General features: G+C 48.0%; 16 protein-coding genes. 10 read left to right on the top strand and 6 right to left on the bottom strand.

What is annotated here, in order from left to right:
- Positions 1 to 11 precede the first annotated feature (11 nt).
- Positions 12 to 7,469, top strand: coding sequence for a beta-ketoacyl synthase N-terminal-like domain-containing protein (locus AC3WTF_RS00685; protein ID WP_047935735.1), 7,458 nt, complete (start codon positions 12 to 14; stop codon positions 7,467 to 7,469).
- Between the two features lie 137 nt (positions 7,470 to 7,606).
- Here the strand turns inward: AC3WTF_RS00685 and AC3WTF_RS00680 are convergent, their stop codons facing one another.
- Entirely contained in the window at positions 7,607 to 8,818 is a 1,212-nt protein-coding gene (locus AC3WTF_RS00680) for a cytochrome P450 family protein (protein ID WP_007409852.1), read from the bottom strand.
- Between the two features lie 288 nt (positions 8,819 to 9,106).
- On the opposite strand from AC3WTF_RS00680, the gene nucB reads away from it, so the two are divergent.
- Together nucB and AC3WTF_RS00670 are read left to right on the top strand one after the other, a co-directional pair.
- Positions 9,107 to 9,541 carry a sporulation-specific Dnase NucB gene (gene nucB / locus AC3WTF_RS00675; protein ID WP_007611576.1) on the top strand — a complete coding sequence of 145 codons (435 nt, stop codon included), beginning with the start codon at positions 9,107 to 9,109 and terminating at the stop codon, positions 9,539 to 9,541.
- 59 nt (positions 9,542 to 9,600) lie between these two features.
- Positions 9,601 to 10,356, top strand: coding sequence for a YoaK family protein (locus AC3WTF_RS00670; protein ID WP_003154084.1), 756 nt, complete (start codon positions 9,601 to 9,603; stop codon positions 10,354 to 10,356).
- Positions 10,357 to 10,389: 33 nt separating this feature from the next.
- Here the strand turns inward: AC3WTF_RS00670 and ymzB are convergent, their stop codons facing one another.
- Both ymzB and aprX read right to left on the bottom strand, forming a co-directional pair.
- Positions 10,390 to 10,752 (bottom strand): protein YmzB, encoded by a 363-nt coding sequence (gene ymzB / locus AC3WTF_RS00665; protein ID WP_007410383.1) that lies wholly within the window; start codon positions 10,750 to 10,752, stop codon positions 10,390 to 10,392.
- A gap of 192 nt (positions 10,753 to 10,944) precedes the next feature.
- Positions 10,945 to 12,273: a serine protease AprX gene (gene aprX, locus AC3WTF_RS00660; protein WP_047935736.1), complete on the bottom strand. Its 1,329-nt coding sequence runs from the start codon at positions 12,271 to 12,273 to the stop codon at positions 10,945 to 10,947.
- Positions 12,274 to 12,451: 178 nt separating this feature from the next.
- Between aprX and AC3WTF_RS00655 the strand changes: the two genes are divergently transcribed.
- The 3 genes from AC3WTF_RS00655 to AC3WTF_RS00645 all read left to right on the top strand — a co-directional run bounded on the left by AC3WTF_RS00655 (position 12,452) and on the right by AC3WTF_RS00645 (position 14,159).
- Positions 12,452 to 12,685, top strand: coding sequence for a hypothetical protein (locus AC3WTF_RS00655; RefSeq protein ID WP_032865298.1), 234 nt, complete (start codon positions 12,452 to 12,454; stop codon positions 12,683 to 12,685).
- A gap of 255 nt (positions 12,686 to 12,940) precedes the next feature.
- Complete coding sequence (locus AC3WTF_RS00650) at positions 12,941 to 13,648, top strand: poly-gamma-glutamate hydrolase family protein (RefSeq protein ID WP_007410381.1); 708 nt, start codon at positions 12,941 to 12,943, stop codon at positions 13,646 to 13,648.
- A gap of 58 nt (positions 13,649 to 13,706) precedes the next feature.
- A complete protein-coding gene (locus tag AC3WTF_RS00645; RefSeq protein WP_007410380.1) occupies positions 13,707 to 14,159 on the top strand; it encodes an OsmC family protein in 453 nt (150 codons plus the stop codon).
- 13 nt (positions 14,160 to 14,172) lie between these two features.
- On the opposite strand, the gene erbB is transcribed toward AC3WTF_RS00645, so the two are convergent.
- The 3 genes from erbB to ymaG form a co-directional block, all read right to left on the bottom strand.
- On the bottom strand, positions 14,173 to 14,526 hold the full coding sequence (erbB, locus tag AC3WTF_RS00640; protein WP_007410379.1) for an SMR family multidrug efflux transporter EbrB: 354 nt from the start codon (positions 14,524 to 14,526) through the stop codon (positions 14,173 to 14,175).
- 17 nt (positions 14,527 to 14,543) lie between these two features.
- Complete coding sequence (gene erbA, locus AC3WTF_RS00635; RefSeq protein ID WP_007410378.1) at positions 14,544 to 14,858, bottom strand: SMR family multidrug efflux transporter EbrA; 315 nt, start codon at positions 14,856 to 14,858, stop codon at positions 14,544 to 14,546.
- A gap of 138 nt (positions 14,859 to 14,996) precedes the next feature.
- The gene (ymaG, locus tag AC3WTF_RS00630) at positions 14,997 to 15,302 is read right to left on the bottom strand and encodes an inner spore coat protein YmaG (RefSeq protein WP_015239898.1); all 306 of its coding nucleotides are present in this window, start codon (positions 15,300 to 15,302) and stop codon (positions 14,997 to 14,999) included.
- 101 nt (positions 15,303 to 15,403) lie between these two features.
- Here ymaG and AC3WTF_RS00625 point away from each other — a divergent pair, with 101 nt between their 5' ends.
- The 4 genes from AC3WTF_RS00625 to AC3WTF_RS00610 all read left to right on the top strand — a co-directional run bounded on the left by AC3WTF_RS00625 (position 15,404) and on the right by AC3WTF_RS00610 (position 17,484).
- Positions 15,404 to 15,808 (top strand): YmaF family protein, encoded by a 405-nt coding sequence (locus AC3WTF_RS00625; protein WP_047935738.1) that lies wholly within the window; start codon positions 15,404 to 15,406, stop codon positions 15,806 to 15,808.
- Between the two features lie 98 nt (positions 15,809 to 15,906).
- On the top strand, positions 15,907 to 16,851 hold the full coding sequence (gene miaA / locus AC3WTF_RS00620) for a tRNA (adenosine(37)-N6)-dimethylallyltransferase MiaA (protein WP_047935739.1): 945 nt from the start codon (positions 15,907 to 15,909) through the stop codon (positions 16,849 to 16,851).
- 39 nt (positions 16,852 to 16,890) lie between these two features.
- Entirely contained in the window at positions 16,891 to 17,112 is a 222-nt protein-coding gene (gene hfq, locus AC3WTF_RS00615) for an RNA chaperone Hfq (protein ID WP_003154064.1), read from the top strand.
- A gap of 96 nt (positions 17,113 to 17,208) precedes the next feature.
- Positions 17,209 to 17,484 (top strand): YmzC family protein, encoded by a 276-nt coding sequence (locus tag AC3WTF_RS00610; protein ID WP_007410374.1) that lies wholly within the window; start codon positions 17,209 to 17,211, stop codon positions 17,482 to 17,484.
- Positions 17,485 to 17,523 lie beyond the last annotated feature (39 nt).

Genomic DNA, 17,523 nt, shown 5'->3' with positions numbered 1-17,523 from the left:
AGGAGACGGCTTTGCAAAACACTGAAGATCTTCTTTACAAACTATTGGCAGGCCAGCTGAAATCTGTCGGATTTTTTACGGAAAACGAAACGCAGCCTGTCATGCAGGGGTTTTACGGCAGGTGGCTGGAAGAAAGCATCTCCATCTTGGTGCAAAAAGGCTTTTTGAAACAGTCAGGCAGTACGTATGTGTTAACGGGTCCGATAGAGCGTGCGGACGTTCTGTGGCAAGAATGGGATGAAAAGAAAGCTCCTTTACTCAAGGACAGCAGCAAACAGGCGATGATCACCTTAGTGGAGACCGCTCTCAGAGCTTTGCCGGATATTTTATCCGGCAGAGTTTCTGCCACTGATGTTCTGTTTCCTGATTCCTCAATGGAATTGGTGGAAGGAATCTATAAAAACAATGAAACGGCAGACTACTTTAATGAGGTGCTCGCTGACACATTGACGGCTTTCATTGAAGAACGCCTGAAAGAAGACCCGAACGCGGAAATCCGGATATTAGAGATCGGAGCGGGGACGGGCGGGACGAGCGCGGCCGTTTTCAAAAGATTAAAAGAGTACAAACATCATGTGAAAGAATATTGCTACACCGATCTGTCAAAGGCCTTTTTCATGCATGCTGAAAAAGAATACGGTCCCGACAATCCGTATTTGACTTATAAGCGGTTTAATGTGGAAGAGCCCCCGGCTTTGCAGGGTATAGAGGCGGGCGCATATGACGCGGTAATTGCGGCAAATGTGCTTCACGCGACAAAAAATATTCGGCGGACACTTCGCAATGCCAAAGCGGTGCTGAAAAAGAATGGGATTTTGCTATTAAATGAGATTAGCAGCCATTCGGTTTATTCTCATCTGACATTCGGTCTTTTGGAAGGCTGGTGGCTGTATGAAGACGCCAAACTGCGCATTCCCGGATGCCCGGGGCTGTATCCTGAAGCGTGGCAGTCTGCGCTGGAAAGCGAGGGATATCGGTACGTTACATTTATGGCGGAATCGTCACATCACCTCGGCCAGCAGATCGTGGCGGCAGAAAGCGACGGCGTCATCAGGCAAAAGCAGCCGGACGCGCAGGCGGTTGAAGAAACTGCGGCTTCCAAAGAGCAGGCTGATTTCACAGAACCGTCTTTCTCAGTCACAGACCGGACTGTGCAATTCATAAAAGAAACGTTAGCCAAGTCCATAAAGCTTGCTCCCGAGCGCATTCAGCCTGAGACGAGCTTTGAAAAATACGGCATCGACTCCATTTTGCAGGTGAATTTTATCCGTGAACTGGAAACATTGACGGGCGAGCTGCCGAAAACGGTCTTATTTGAACACACGAATACGAAAGAACTTGCCGAGTATTTGCTGGAAACTTACCCGGATAAGCTGCAACAGGCATTCGGAGCCGAACAAGCGCCTCCTGAAACAAAGCATCCGGAACCTGCAATGAATGAACCGGTGCCGCTTGTCACGGAAACGCGGCGGTTTATCACTGAACCAAAAGAGCCAAAAGCGCCAAAGCCGGAAACAGAAACCGTCACCGTTAATCGTTCTGATCGTGACGACATTGCCATTATCGGCATCAGCGGCCGCTATCCCGAGTCTGAAACCCTCGATGAGCTGTGGGAGCATTTAAAAGCCGGAGACAGCTGTATTACGGAAGCTCCGGAAAACAGATGGAAATCCGGTCTTCTGAAAACAATGGCAAAAGAAACACGAAAAGAAGAACGCAAAACACGGTACGGCGGATTTCTGCAGCATATTGACGTTTTTGACCATCACTTGTTTGACATCCGGGAAGATCATGTGATGGAGATGACGCCTGAGCTCCGTCTAAGCTTAGAAACCGTATGGGAAACATTTGAAAATGGCGGTTACTCGTTAGAAAGAGTAAACGAATGGCAGGAATCAGACAGCGGCATCGGTGTATTTATGGGCAGTATGTACAATCAATATTTCTGGAATATCCCGTCATTGGAAAAAGCTGCGCTCAGCTCTAACGGAGGGGATTGGCATATCGCCAACCGCATTTCCCACTTTTTCAATTTAACGGGCCCGAGCATGGGCGTTACGACCGCATGCTCCAGCTCACTGAGCGCCATTCATCTCGCCTGTGAAAGCCTGAAGCTTAACAGCTGTTCCATGGCGATTGCCGGAGGGGTCAATCTCACGCTTGAACCGTCTAAATATGATGCGCTCGAACGGGCGAATTTGCTTGAACAGGGAAGTGAAAGCAAAAGCTTCGGAACCGGCACGGGCCTGATGCCGGGAGAAGGGGTCGGGGCGGTGCTCTTGAAGCCGCTCTCCAAAGCGCTTGCCGACAAAGACCATATTTACGGGGTCATTAAAAGCAGCGCGTTGTGCCATAGCGGCGGAAGGCAGATGTACACGGCTCCGGATCCGAAACAGCAGGCGAAGCTCATGGCGGCTTCCATCGACAAGGCCGGAATCAATCCGGAAACAATCAGTTATGTTGAATCAGCGGCAAACGGCTCTGTATTGGGAGATCCGATTGAGGTCATTGCCCTGACAAATGCGTTCGCGCAATATACTGATAAAAAACGTTTTTGCGCGCTTGGATCCGTCAAGTCAAATCTCGGCCATTTAGAGGCGGCTTCCGGCATGTCCCAGCTCGCGAAAGTGCTGCTGCAAATGGAGCGGGAAACATTAGTCCCGACGATTAACGCAATACCGCAAAATCCGAATATCAACCTTGAACAAACGGCTTTTTACCTGCAGGAAAAAACCGACTATTGGGAGCGTATGAGGGATGCCGAAACGGGGGACATCATCCCGCGGAGAAGCATGATTAATTCCTTCGGGGCGGGCGGGGCATATGCAAATCTCATCGTAGAAGAATATATCAGCCCGAATTCCGATCAGGCCCGTCACGGCGATGAGGAATATATTTTCCCTGTGTCAGCGAAAACAAAATGGAGTTTTGAAGCCTATCTTGACAGACTGGCGGCCTTTTTAGAAAAGACGCCATCTCTTCATCCGGCCGCCATCGCATCCGCGCTGCAAAAAAGAACGCATCATTCGGAGTATCGGGCGGCATTTACGGCTGCTTCCGTTCAGGAACTGCTGGAAAAGCTGGCCGCTTACCGCATGGATCAGCGGAATCTCAATTTCTCTGAATCTGATATTGGCCGGCGTGCGCGGCAATGGGAAAAAGGAGAGAATATCGCGTTTGATCAGTTGCAGCAAGAGCACGCCGTTCATCTGCCGGCCTACGCTTTTGACCACGGGACTTCTTTTCAATTCGGTGAATCAGAAAACGCTGCCGGCGTTCAGGCGGTATACAGTGATGACGATCCATACGTGAAAGGGCATCAATTCAGCGGAGAACCGGTACTCGTCGGCGCTACATATAACAGTCTGGCAGTCGATCATTTTTGTGATCTTTTTCCTGAAGCGGAAGGAGGACAAATTAAAAAAATGAATTACGTCAGCCCCATTACCGTAAAAAAAGGCGATCGCATCGAGCTGAAAACAGAATCGAAACAAAACGGGGATGGATTTGAACTGAGCATAATGCACCGCAGCCTCACGTCTCCTGATTGGAGCATAGCGGCGTATGCCGAGTGCAGCCCCTATCCGTTTCAAAAGCAGCACGCGGATCTGGCGGCCATTCAGCGCTCTTACCGGGAAGTGGGCCGGATAGATGAGTTATACGGAGACGGAACGGGAACCGTCGTGTGGGGAGAAGAATTTAAAACGATCACCCGCCTGTACAAAGGCTCTGATGCCGTTTTAGCGAAAGTGAACCTGAACAATAGCGACTCACAACAAGCGCATCATTATGCCGTAAATCCGTTCATCGCCAACAGTGCTTACTTGGCCTCACTTTCTTTATTGGATCAAACGGAGGCGGAAAGCTATCTGCCGTTCGGCATTAATTCCGTCACCTTCAGCAGCCCTGAAGATCTTACCGATTGCTGGCTGCACATCAAGCTGACCAAACAAACGGGGGAAATGATTCTGATTAACGCAGATGTCATCAGCAGCCGATCGGAAGTGGTGATGCGTTTTGAAGGCTATGCCCTGAAACGGTTCCGCCCGAAAACCGAACAGATGAATCAGCCGGCCCGAACGGCTGTTAAGAATGCGGGAGCACCGATTTCTGCCGGCAGTCTGACAGATGATATCCGCAGCTACGTCCTTGGCAAGCTCGCCAAGATGATGGATGAACCCGGGCCATCTCTTCGTTCTGACGCGAATATCATGGAATTGGGACTTGATTCAGCAAGCCTGATCGGGCTGACAAAAGAGATCGGCCAAGAGGCGGACATCGATGTGAATCCAACATTGTTTTTCGAGTATCCGACCGCGGAGGAGCTGACCCTGCACTTCGCGTCAGCATATGAGAGCAAGTTTTCTCAATTGCTTGCCGATCATAAGCATTCAGAAGAGGCCAGGGTCACGGAAACAGAAGAGCGCACTTTACCGAGGAAACAGCATCCGCCTTGTGATAACGCCGATGTCAAGCAAGGAATCGCGATTATCGGTATGTCAGCTCAGTTTCCGCAATCCCCGAATATCCAGTCTTTTTGGGAGCACATCGTAAACGGGGATCACTGTATTACCGAAATTCCGGCGGACCGCTGGGACTGGCGCCGTTACGCCGGTGATGAGAATGACACGAGTCTCAGATGGGGCGGTTTTATTGACGGTGTCGGCGAATTTGACCCGCTCTTTTTCGGAATTTCCCCTAAAGAGGCATCACAAATGGGGCCGGAACAGTTTCTGCTTTTGATGCATACATGGAAAGCAATGGAGGATGCGGGCCTGACAAATAAGGCGTTATCAAGCAGACCGACAGGCGTTTTCGTTGCCGCGGGCAACAGCGATCCGAACAATGGAACAGCCATCCCGTCCATCATTCCGAACAGAATATCATATGCCTTGAATTTACAAGGACCGAGTGAATATTACGAGGCTGCCTGCACGTCAACCCTGGTGGCATTGCACAGGGCGGTTCAATCAATCCGTCATAACGAATGTGAGCAGGCTGTCGTGGGCGCCGCCAATATTCTGCAGTCGCCGAAGGGCTTTATCGGTTTTGACTCAATGGGATATTTAAGCAAAAACGGCCGGGCGAAATCGTTCCAAAAAGATGCCGATGGCTTTGTCAGAAGCGAAGGGGCGGGCGTTATCATCATCAAACCGCTTGAGGCGGCAATTGAAGACGGCGATCATATTCACATGGTCATTAAAGGAACAGGAGTGTCTCACGGCGGTAAAGGCATGTCGCTTCACGCACCGAATCCGGCGGGAATGAAGGCCGCGATGAAAAAAGCGTACGAAGACACCGATGTTGATCCGCAAACTGTCACTTATATTGAAGCGCACGGCATTGCCTCCGAAATGGCAGATGCGCTGGAGTTTAATGCAATCAAAGCGGGTTACGGCGAGTCTGCAAATCAAGAGGAAAGCGCGCCTTGTTATATCAGTACCGTGAAACCTTGCATCGGGCACGGCGAACTCGCTTCCGGACTGGCCGCCCTTATAAAAGTGGCGATGGCCATGAAGCATCATACCATCCCGGGTATTCCCGGATTTACAGCTGCAAATGAGCAAATGGCCATTCAGAAAAGCCGCTTCCGTTTCACCGAAGACAATCAGGAATGGACACAGCTCACCGACCATACGGGCAGACCGATCCCGCGCCGGGCCGCAATTAACAGCTATGGCTTCGGCGGCATGAATGCGCATGTCGTCTTGGAACAGTACAGCCCGAGCCATAAAGACAAAGAATCTGTGCATGAACCGCAGCTTATCGTGCTTTCTGCTAAGAGCGAAGGGCGTCTTAAGGCGGCCGCAAGTCAGCTGGCTGATTTTGTGCAAACTGGAGATACTCTGTCATTGCGGGATATTGCTTATACGCTTCAGACCGGCCGTGAGGCGATGAACTGCCGCCTGGCACTCGTTGCCCGCAATCAAGATGAATTGCTGGAAAAACTGAAAGAGTACAGAGCATTTTCCGAAGAAAGCAATGGAATGAAAAGCTTCTTTACAGGCAGTCAGCAGACTGGATCAGGAGATATCGGCGTTTTACTGGAAGGGACTCTCGGTACAGTCGTCACGGAGACGCTGTTGGCTGAAAACAATCTCGAAAAACTTGCATTTTGCTGGGGGAAAGGTGCGGATATACCGTGGGACAGACTCCACCAAGGCAAATCTGTTCAAAGAGTGCCGCTTCCGACATATCCTTTTGAAAACCATAAGTATTGGAACGGCGGTCAGCCAGAAGCCATCAGCCTTGCACCGGTTTCACAGAATCCTCAGATCCGCTGCGAGAGCGCGGCTGACATTGTGGCAGACATTTTGGGGATGAAGGCAGCGGAAATTGATCAAAATAAGCCGCTGACTGAATACGGCTTCGATTCAATCTCCTCTATTCAGCTGTTGAAGAAACTTGAGGACGGAGACAGCCGCATCAGTCTGGAGGCTCTTCAGAAATGCAGCACTCTTCAGGAGATCTGCATGCTGTTAAAAACGAACCAACCGCAGGAGACGGGCCGGAATTTTCCCGAACTCGTCAAGCTGAATGAAAGAGAAAAAGGCCGTCCTGTTTTTTGGTTTCACGGCGGAACGGGAGGCGTGGAAGCATACCAGCCATTCGCCAAAAAGAGTCAGCGACCTTTTTACGGCATCCAGGCAAGAGGTTTGACAGGGAAAGAGCCGCTGCAAGGAATCGAAGAGACGGCCGCTTCTTATATGAGAATCATCCAAGCGGTACAGCCGAAAGGCCCTTATGACCTCGGCGGATATTCCTTGGGCGGCATGCTTGCATATGAAACCGCGCGCCTCTTGCAGGAGGAAGGTCATACGGTAAAAAGCGCCGTCATGATCGACACCCCGTACAGTGAAAAATGGAAAGAAAGAAAACCATCTGTTAAGTCAGTCATGCTGCAAACGATCAATACGATGCTTACAGCATATCTTAAGCCTGAAAACCTTGAAGAGGCATTAATCAGCAGAGAAGACATTACCGTCCAGGCTGAGGAAGAAGAAGTATTGAAAGAATTGATCGGCCTTGCCAAAAAGCGCGGTCTGCCAAAATCCGAAGAAGCGATCCGGATGCAGCTGGAGCAAATGATGAAGACGCAGCTCGCTTACGGAATGGAAGAGTATGACATGAAGCCGCTGCCTCATCCGGAAGCGCTGCAATGCTACTACTTCCGTAATAAAAGCGGTTTGTTCCTCGGACATCTTGAACGTTATCTGACAGCAGAGGAAGAACAAATTCCGTTAGACCATGATGCGTATTGGAAAGAATGGGAACGCCAGATGAAACAGTTTCACCTGCTGGACGTTCACTCTTCCAATCATGTCACAATGCTGTCGGAACCAAAGCCGCAAAACGCCATTAAAGCATTCTGCGAAAAACTGTACGCAAACAAAGGAACGATAAGCGCAAATTTCCTTAAATCTTTCAGAAAAAAGCTGGACGAAACAAATGAGTTGGTAAAACGGTAATAGAGAACGGCCGGAGCAATCCGGCCGCTTTTTTTATCCATATAGAACTAAATTTACTATGTACTAAATTTTCATTGTCGTATTGATTTCTGTTTATAAGACATTAAAAAAACCCCCGATAAACAGGGGGGGCGATGTTAAAATCTGACAGGAAATGTTTCAAGCCCTCTCAAAAACACATTTTTTCTCCATGTTACATCCTCGGGCGCGCCTTTCAGCTCTATATTCGGAAACCGTTTTAAAAGCGCAGTAAAGGCAATGGATGCTTCCATCCGGGCGAGCGGAGCCCCGAGACAAAAATGAATGCCGAATCCAAAAGAGATATGACGGTTCGGTGTTCTCGCTATATTTAATGTATCAGGATCATCGAAATATTCCGGGTCCCGATTGGCTGAACCGATGCCGATAAATATCATATCGCCTTTTTTAATGGAAACATCTTTATAGGTGAAATCTTCAATCGCCCATCGATTTGCCATCATGATGACGGGAGAGGTATAACGCAAAAGCTCTTCGACCGCCGTCTGGATATTTTCCGGCTGCCGCTTTATCTTCTCCATCTGGTCTTTGTGCAGAAGAAGCGCCAGGGTGCCGGAGCCGAGAAGGTTAACCGTTGTTTCAAGCCCGGCAACGACTAACAAAAACAGCATGGAATACAGCTCTGATTCACTCAGCTTTTGGCCGTCCTCTTCAGCGTAAATAAGCTTGCTTGTCAGGTCTTCACCCGGATGTTTTCTTTTTTCTTCGATCAGTGTTTTCATATATTGTTTAAATTCTTTGAGAGCCTGGTTGGTCGCATCTTGTCCGCTTTCTGACGTGTCGACCATTGCGTTTGTCCACACTTGAAATTTGGCGCGGTCCTCTTTCGGAATCCCGAGCAGTTCGGAAATGACGATAAACGGAAGCGGTGCGGCGAAATCTCTCATGATATCAGGGTCTGCTTTTGTTTCCATTTCATCCAGCAGCTCTTCTGTGATCTGCTCTATCCCGGTGCGAAGCTGCTCAATCATCCGGGGAGTGAACCCCTGATGCACCAAAGATCGAAGTCGTGAATGATCCGGAGGGTCTTTTGCCAGCATATGCTCTGAGACAAAATCGATATCTTCACTGACATTCAGCTTCGCGATCAGCTCCTTCGGCATGACTCGTTTTACATCTCTCGTAATTCTGCCGTCTTTCAAAAACGCCATACAATCATCATAACGCGTGATGAGCCAAGCCGGAAAGGTGCCTCCGAAACGCTGCAGTTCGAATTTATGTATGGGGTCCTGCTCTCTGAATCTGCTTAAAACCGCAAAAGGGTTTTCGTGAAACTCGGGTGAGTGTGGGTGAAACATTGTTTTTTCCATCTGGATTTCCCCGCCTTCATGTTTTTGAAAAGACATAACAAACAGCCGGTGCCTGCCGACCGGACGGCATTCCTCCTTTTATCTGCCGAAGACACTGATCACAACGGCTCATAAGTATGTCTAAAATATATAAGGAAACAGAAGCCGGTTCAATAGACAAATCGTAAAGCCGCCATTTTCGTTGATTATCAACAAAACAGCAAACTTTTTTTGCCATTTCATCATGTGTGTTAAATCCGGCTAATATACATATTTACGCTTCATATCAACTTCTTAAGGAGGATGTGAATGAATGCGTTTATGAAATGGGCGGCAAGTCTGCTTTTGGTGATCTCTCTTCAGTTCGGCCTTACGGGCGCCGGCATCCATTCGGACAGTGCTGCTCGTGCCGCATCCCGATACGATCAGGTGCTGTATTTCCCGCTGTCAAAATATCCGGAGACGGGAAATCATATAAAAGACGCCATTTCGGCAGGTCATTCTGAGATTTGTACAATTGATCGGGGCGGAGCGGAGAATAGAAGGAAAGAATCATTGAAAGGAATTCCGACAAAGCCCGGGTTTGACCGTGATGAATGGCCCATGGCAGTCTGCACAGAAGGCGGGGCGGGGGCTGATATCAGATATGTAACCCCGTCGGATAACCGCGGAGCCGGTTCATGGGTTGGAAATCAAATGAGCGGATATTCCGACGGCACGAGAGTATTATTTATCGTTCAGTAGCTTCTCCGGTTCGCCGGAGTTTTTTTATGCTCTGAAAAAGCGGCACGCCGGCTGGACATATGAAATGGCAAAGAGTAAACTTATATGTTGGAATCAGCATGAGAAAGGATTGGATCACATTGACAGTGACTACATACCGAAATATTGCACTTTTACTTCTTTGTTTAACAGCGGGAATTGTGGATGTGATCGGTTATTTAAGCCTGGGACATATCTTTACCGCCAATATGACGGGGAACATCGTTCTGTTCGGCCTGGCGATCGGCAACTCGTGGCACCTTGCCGTACTCAAATCGTTAACCTCGTTAATCGGATTTATTGCCGGCGTTATTGCCGCGGCCCTGCTTGTGGGCAATAAAAAGAAATCATTCTGGCCCCCTGCGGTAACTGCCGCTTTAGCTATTGAAGGAGCTGTTTTGCTGCTGTTTGCTTTGTTCTCCTGCTTTTTTGCAGATGCCATTTCTGTTTATGTGCTGATTATGCTGCTCAGCTTCGCAATGGGAATGCAGACGACAGCCGCGAGAAAACTTGGTGTAGCGGGGATTTCCACGACCGTATTAACGGGAACGCTCGCTAATTTTTTTGAAGATCTCACCGCAAGGTTTTACAAAGCGGACAAGCGGAAGCAGTTTACGAGAGATGCTGTATTGCGCGCGCTTGCCTTGGTGCTGTATTGCTTTGGAGCGGTCATCGGCGCTTTTGCCGAACCGGATTATAAGTTTGCCGTGATCTGGCTTCCGATTATCATTATTTTAGGCATTATGCTTTGCGCATTCACGATGTTCCACGGATATTCAGAAGAAAAAAACCAATAAAAAAACGCCGCTGATTCAGGGCGTTTTTTCTTTTTATTGCTCTTTCCGGGTCCCGATTGTATAAACGGCCCGATCTGTATGTACCTTTAATCCGTCTTGCTCCTTTTGGATGGTGATGTCGCCGAGCAGAGGGATTTCATACGCATCTTGGGGAAGCGGGACATTTCCTTCCTCCGTATAGGTTGTGCCGTGCCCTTTTAAGACGAGTTCTTCGTCCGCTACATAGTCATCGGGATGGTTTGTCCGGCGGACGAGAACATCATCAAGGTGAAGCATGATCTGATCCATATCAGAAATCTCGTTTCGGCTGTCTGTCAGCTCTCCTTTCCTGATATCAAGCGTTTGTCCGATCTGTTTTTGCAGCCATTCAGACAATTCGGTGTTTGTAAGTGCCATTGTGATTCCTCCTTTTATCTACACCATACTTATTCCCTATTTTTTTAGAAATACACTGCCTTGCATTGATCTTTTTTTCTGACAGCCGGTTCTGGAGCATTCCGAGTTCCTTCATTATAAATGTTTCATCTGTTCACCTGGAAAACGGGGTCATCTGCAGGTTTAGACGACCCCGTTCTCATGATAAAAAGGTTACTCTTTCGGCACGGCGTTTTCAGCGTTTACTGCGCCCGCTCCGTAAATGTTCGGATCTTCATTTGTCCACTTATCCGGACTTTGTTTGATCAGTGTTTTCACTTCGTCAGGCGAAAGCTGCGGGTTCTGCTGAAGGATTAAGGCGGCAATGCCCGCACAGATCGGAGTGGCCATGGACGTGCCCGACAGACTGAAATACAAGGAGCCTACACGGTTTGATTTCTGTAATTTGTCAAGGTATGAACGCGGAGAACGGAGAGATACGATATCGACCCCGGGCGCAAGAATGTCAGGCTTCTCTTTTCCGTACACCGTCGGGCCGCGGCTTGAGAAAGAAGCGACCGTATCGTCCTCATTGCCGGCCGTATCATTGTCATCATAGGCGCCTACCGTGATGACCTTCTCGCTGACACCGGGGCTTGAAATCGTTTGAGCTTCCGGACCGGAGTTGCCCGCGGCGACGCAGACGACGATTCCTTCATTCCATGCCTCTTCAACGGCCTTGACGAGCGGGTCGTCCGTTTCTTTATCATATCTGAGCGCATCTCCGCCCAGTGACATGCTGATGATTCTGATCGGATTCTTTGTGTGTTCTTTATTATATTGTATGCACCATTCCACACCTTCAATGATATCAGCCAAGGTTCCTGATCCTGATTTGTTTAATACCTTGACTCCGATCAGATCGGCTTCCGGCGCCGGCCCCTGATATTTACCGGAAGATGAAGCGCCGCTGCTTGCGATATCACCGGCGCAATGGGTGCCGTGTCCGTTGTCATCATACGGTTCTGTCTTTTGGTTGACAAAGTCCGCAAATCCGATAACTCTGCCTTCTAAATCGGGATGCTGATAGATTCCGGTATCAATAACGGCGACGGTTACGCCTTTTCCTGTTAATACGGTGCCGTTACGGGTCACTTCTTTTGCATGAGACGATTCAGCTGCCGTATCAAGGAGCGCTTTTACTTCACGGTTTAAATAGATTTTACGGATATCCCGGCATTGCGAAAGAAGCATGTGAAGGGCGGACGGAGTGACTTCGGCGCTGCAGCAATTGATTGTTTGAAACTGCTTTTTTATGGTGCAGCGTTTTTCTTTTGATAAGACCTGTCCTGTGCTGTGAAAACCGGATTCATGGCAGCCCTCTTCAAATTCAATGATGACTGACATTTTCTTTCTGTTTTTCACCTTTTTTTCGAAAAACTTGTGCAAAAAGCAAGGTGTCCATTTGAAAGGTTTATATAACTGTAATACGTTTTCTCTGAGCGGCCAGTCCAGCTTATGAGCATTTGACCGCACCATTTGTACCATTGAGTAACCAAACATATATACTTTTCCTCCCATTCTGGCGATTCTCTCTATACCATATGAACAGGCCTTATGTTCGGTCAGTTCGTTTGTCCTTCAGGAGCGCTGGTTACTTGCGGCTTTTTCAGGAGAAGAACTCGAGTTGAAACGGAACGTTTGTTCGTTTATAATGAAGCCGGCGGAAGGAGGTATATACATGAACATAATATTGAGACATTCCTTGGAAAAACAGCTTCCGATTGATATTATATATATGAAAAAAGACAGCTCCATTTCAAAACGGACCATTATGATAAAAAAAGGGGATGAGCGGGCTGTAACGGCATTTTGCTGTACAAAAAGGCAGATGAGAACTTTTTTGACGGGCTCCATTCTGTCCTGTGCATTTGCTTCGGGAGGCGGATATTCATTTTTAAAAGCGTATTCTTGATGCCGTCCGTTTCCGGCCGTGAATCTCCCGCCCCTGAAAATTCGGGCGTTCCTCCCTTTTTTTTTGCCCTCTCTCAACCTTTTTTCACTGATGCCCGGCATTTGAGCGCTTGAACCGTGACAATCCATTGATTTTTCGAAACCGGGAAGTTTTTCACTGATGATAATGTTAATAGAATGTTAAGATAAGACCTATTGACAAAAATCCATATAATGAACATGTCATTTTTCAGAAAGGAGCAAAGAAGGAGAGCTGATGAAAAGAATTTTACTTAATGTCATCATTATCGTAGCAATGGTCTTACTAATAAGATGTGCTCATTATGCGTCAGACCCTGATCCCTCGAATTCTTCTGATACATACACAGATTTTAAAGATTTGGCTGAACATGAAGACCCCGATGATTATCATATATCGTACAATAAGCGAAAGGGGAGCCCCGTATTGATCATGTCGCCGCACGGAGGGAGAATTGAGGGCGGGGTGAGCGAGATCGTCCGCTCTTTCAGAGATGATTATTCAACCTATCTGTTTGAGGGATTAAAAACGCATGATAACCAGACTCTTCATATTACGAGCACCAGGTTCGATGAGCCTTCAGCAGTCGAAAGCATTAAGCAGCACCATTATGTTATCGCAGTTCACGGTTATAAAGGCGACGAGAAAAATACTCTTGTCGGAGGAAGCGACCGGAAGCGGGCGAAAAAATTGGTGAGAGCTCTCGAACGAAACGGATTTTCTGCAGAATTGGCAACCTCAAAAACCGGTCTGGCCGGGGTTGACACCGAAAATATCAATAACCAGGCGCAAACCGGGCTGAGCATACAGCTTGAGATCAGCAGAGAACAGCGGGAAGCGTTTTTTGATAATTTTGATTACCGCGAAAGGGAATTCACAAAAACGGAGGAATTTTACCGGTTTGTCCGTACGATAAAAAGAGTGATCAATCAAGAGTATTCGTAAGCTTAAAAAAAGACAAACGAGTGAAAGATGAGTAAACTGAAAAAAGGAGGTTTGTCCCTTGGCAAAACATCACTTTTATTTAAAAGCAAATTGGCCCGGAAATCGCAATGACGTCGGCGATATTAAAAGCGGCCGGCTGGAAACGGCTGTGTCCATTCCTAAGGAAATGGACGGACCCGGAGAAGGCACAAATCCTGATGAAATGCTGCTTGGAGCGGCCGCGACCTGTTATATTATAACGCTTGCGGCGATGATGGAAAGAAGCGGCTTGGATAAAGAAGATCTACATATGGAATCTGAAGGAATTGTAGACGTCACAAACGGTGTGTTCACGTACCAGAAAATCATTCACCGCCCGTTTATATTATTAAAGCCGGATGCAGCCGAAACGGACTTTATGCTCGCCAGGAAGTTAGCGCAAAAAGCAGAGTCCTCATGTATGATTTCACGAGCGGTCCAAGGAAACGTGGAGATGGAGCTTGAGGTTGAAGTAAAAGCTGCCCGCGCTTGACGAGTTCAAACGGTCAGCTCCGGGCCGTTTGATTTTTTTTAGCTTTTTGAGACTTGGAACGGTTCAGCAGGATGACGCCCGTGATGACCAAAACAAGCCCGATCATCATTTTGACTGTCATGGCCTCCTTAAAAACAAAAAAGCCGACAATTGCCGTTAAAGCGGTGCCGACACCTGACCATGTCGCGTATGCGGCGGATAAATCAAGGCTTTTCAAAGAGAAGCTCAAAAACATAAAAGAGGCTCCGATTCCGGCGATGACGCCGAGAGCGGGCCACAGGTGCGTAAAACCGTCCGACAGCTTCAGCATCGTGCTCCCGAACACTTCTGATACAATGGCTAATGCCAAGCAAAGTAATCCTTTCATCAGCATGCCTCTCCTTTCTACCAATTCATCAAAATGACACCGGCCAATAAGAAAAAGAGTCCGATGACGGCCTGCTTGTCCAGTTTTTCATGAAACCATTTCGCTCCGATAATGGATGCGAGCACCGTTCCGGCTCCGCTCCATGTTGCATAGGATAAGCTGAGCGGAATGAGATTCAGTGTCAGTGAAAGCATATAAAAGGCCAATGAATAGCCTGCCACTACAAGCGCGCTCGGCAAAAACCGCGTAAATCCGCGGGAGACCTTCAGCATGGCCGCGCCGATTGACTCTGATAAAATAGCAATTGTGAGGAAGATATAACCCAGAATCATATCAAATCCCCCTCTCATCATAATCCTTATGCCTTTTGTTTAAGGCAGTAAAATAAAATAATATCCGAACTTTGCCCGCCAAGTCAAGACATTAGGCCTATACAAAAAGGCCCCTGAAAGGAGCCCTTTTTGATTGTCTTAGTAGTAATACGGATAGTAAGGGTAGCCGTAACCTCCGTACAAATACGGATTGAACAAAGCGCTTCCGACAAGCCCCCCGACAAGCCCTCCGACAAACGGTCCGCCGTAAAAACCAAACGGCCGTCCGAACCCGCCAAACCAAGGCCGGCCAAACCAAGGCCGGCCAAAACCAAAACCCGGCCGTCCGAAGCCGAATCCGAATCCGGGACGCCCGAACCCGAATCCCGGCCGTCCGAACCCAAATCCGGGCCGTCCAAACTGTCTCATATCACTATCTGCTTCGTATGTGTATTCTTCATTCATAATTTAGGTACCTCCAAGAATAAATTTGAGATGATAACAGAGTATTCAGCCCACCAATTTTTGATTGGGCGTTTATCAAAAAAATGAAGGAGTGAGCTTTTGTGGGCCTGTATCAGTCCGATTGGTCAAAAAAACCTCCGCACACACACGCATACCGGGCGGTTACGGATGTAGTGCAGGGACATTACCATGTGATCGAAGGCTTTTCGCAACCGGAGAACGGCAGCAATACAGATGAGCATACACATTTCTATACGGGCATCACCTCGTTTGAAAACGGCCATTTTCATAGGTATTACGGCATTTCCGGCCCTGCCATCCCGAGGGTTGACGGAACACATTACCATGAGCTTTCAGAGACCACCTTTGCCGCCTACAATGAGCCGATTCAGATCCAGCACGGCGGCGTCGTTTACGATCCGCGGGAGGAAGGACGGAAAACGCACCGCCATACACTCAAAGGAAAAACGAGAGAGGTTGTCGGAAACGAGCCGTTCGGGTGGTAGCGGACGTTTAGCGCTCAGGAAAAAGGGCAAAATGGATAGGTGCCTGAAGAAATGAATGCTATAATTAGGGGGAGATTTATAAAAGAGAGTGATACATATTGAAAAATAAAAAACAGCCTGTCGTCATACTTGTCGGACCGACGGCAGTCGGAAAAACAAAACTAAGCATCGGACTCGCGAAAATGCTGAATGCGGAAATCATCAGCGGAGATTCCATGCAGGTATATAAAGGGATGGACATCGGAACGGCCAAAGTCACCGAAGAAGAGACAGAAGGCGTGCCGCATCACCTGATTGATATTTTGGAGCCGTCCGACACTTTTTCAACGGCGGATTATCAGAAAATGGTAAGGGGAAAAATCACCGAGATTGCCGATAGAGGAAAGCTGCCGATGATTGTCGGGGGGACGGGTCTGTACATTCAGTCCGTGCTGTATGACTATACGTTCACGGAAAACTCCGGCGACCCTGTATTCCGGGAGCGCATGGAGAAACTGGCGGCTGAAGAAGGGGCGGAAGCGCTTCATGCCAAGCTTGCGGCAGCCGACCCGGAAGCGGCGGCAGCCATTCATCAAAACAACACGCGAAGAGTCATCCGCGCGCTCGAAATTCTGCATGTATCGGGAAAAACAATGTCAGAGCATCTCAAAAACCAAAAACGGGATCTGCTTTACAATGCGGTTCTTATCGGTCTTACAATGGACAGAGAAGTGCTGTACGGCCGGATTAACGAGCGCGTTGACCTGATGCTGGAAACCGGCCTTCTTGACGAAGTAAAGCGGCTGTATGATATGAATATCCGGGACAGCCAATCGATTCAGGCGATCGGCTATAAAGAGCTGTATGAATATCTTGATGGAAAAGTGCCGCTCCCTCAGGCTGTGGAGCAATTAAAACAAAATTCAAGGCGATATGCGAAACGCCAGCTGACCTGGTTTCGCAATAAAATGCCCGTTTCATGGACAGATATGACGCCGCCTGTTGATATTGAGCAGAAAAAAAAGGAAATTTTCGAGTGCATAGCAGGAAAACTGGAAATTTAATCGAAACAGTATTGTATTGAGAACCAAGGAGGACGAAACATGAAACCGATTAATATTCAAGATCAGTTTTTGAATCAAATCCGAAAAGACAATACGTTCGTCACGGTGTTTTTACTCAACGGCTTCCAGCTTCGCGGCCAGGTAAAAGGCTTTGACAACTTTACCGTTTTGCTCGAAACGGAGGGGAAGCAGCAACTTATTTATAAACATGCCATCTCCACGTTCGCCCCGCAAAAAAACGTCCAGCTTGAGCTTGAATAGACTTTTTGAAAAAGACCATGAACAATGGTCTTTTTCTATGCGCATCTGTATATTGCAGGCTGTATATCGGAAACATAAAAGGGGGTTCGGAAAATCGTGTTCGAAAGTGAAAATGAACTGAGAAGAATCAGGATTACGCTCGTTTGGATCGCTGTTTTTTTGCTGTTTGGAGCTTGCAGCAATCATGAGACGGTGGTGACGGATGATGACGGCGGCTCATCGGATGCCGAACCGCAGACAGAAGGCATGGTGCAGCTGGAACATAATCGTTTCGGCATCGTTGAGGACGGTTACTTAAAAATATACCGCTATGATGAAAAAACGAATAAAATCGAACTGAAAAAAGAAACGGCGCTGGATGAGCTTGAATAAATTTCACAAGCGTTCGAATTTACAAAGCAGGCCGCACAA

The sequence above is a fragment of the Bacillus sp. EB106-06-01-XG163 genome, assembly GCF_058791615.1.
Note: the sequence above shows the minus strand (reverse complement) of the source record. Positions and strands in the feature narration are given on the sequence as shown.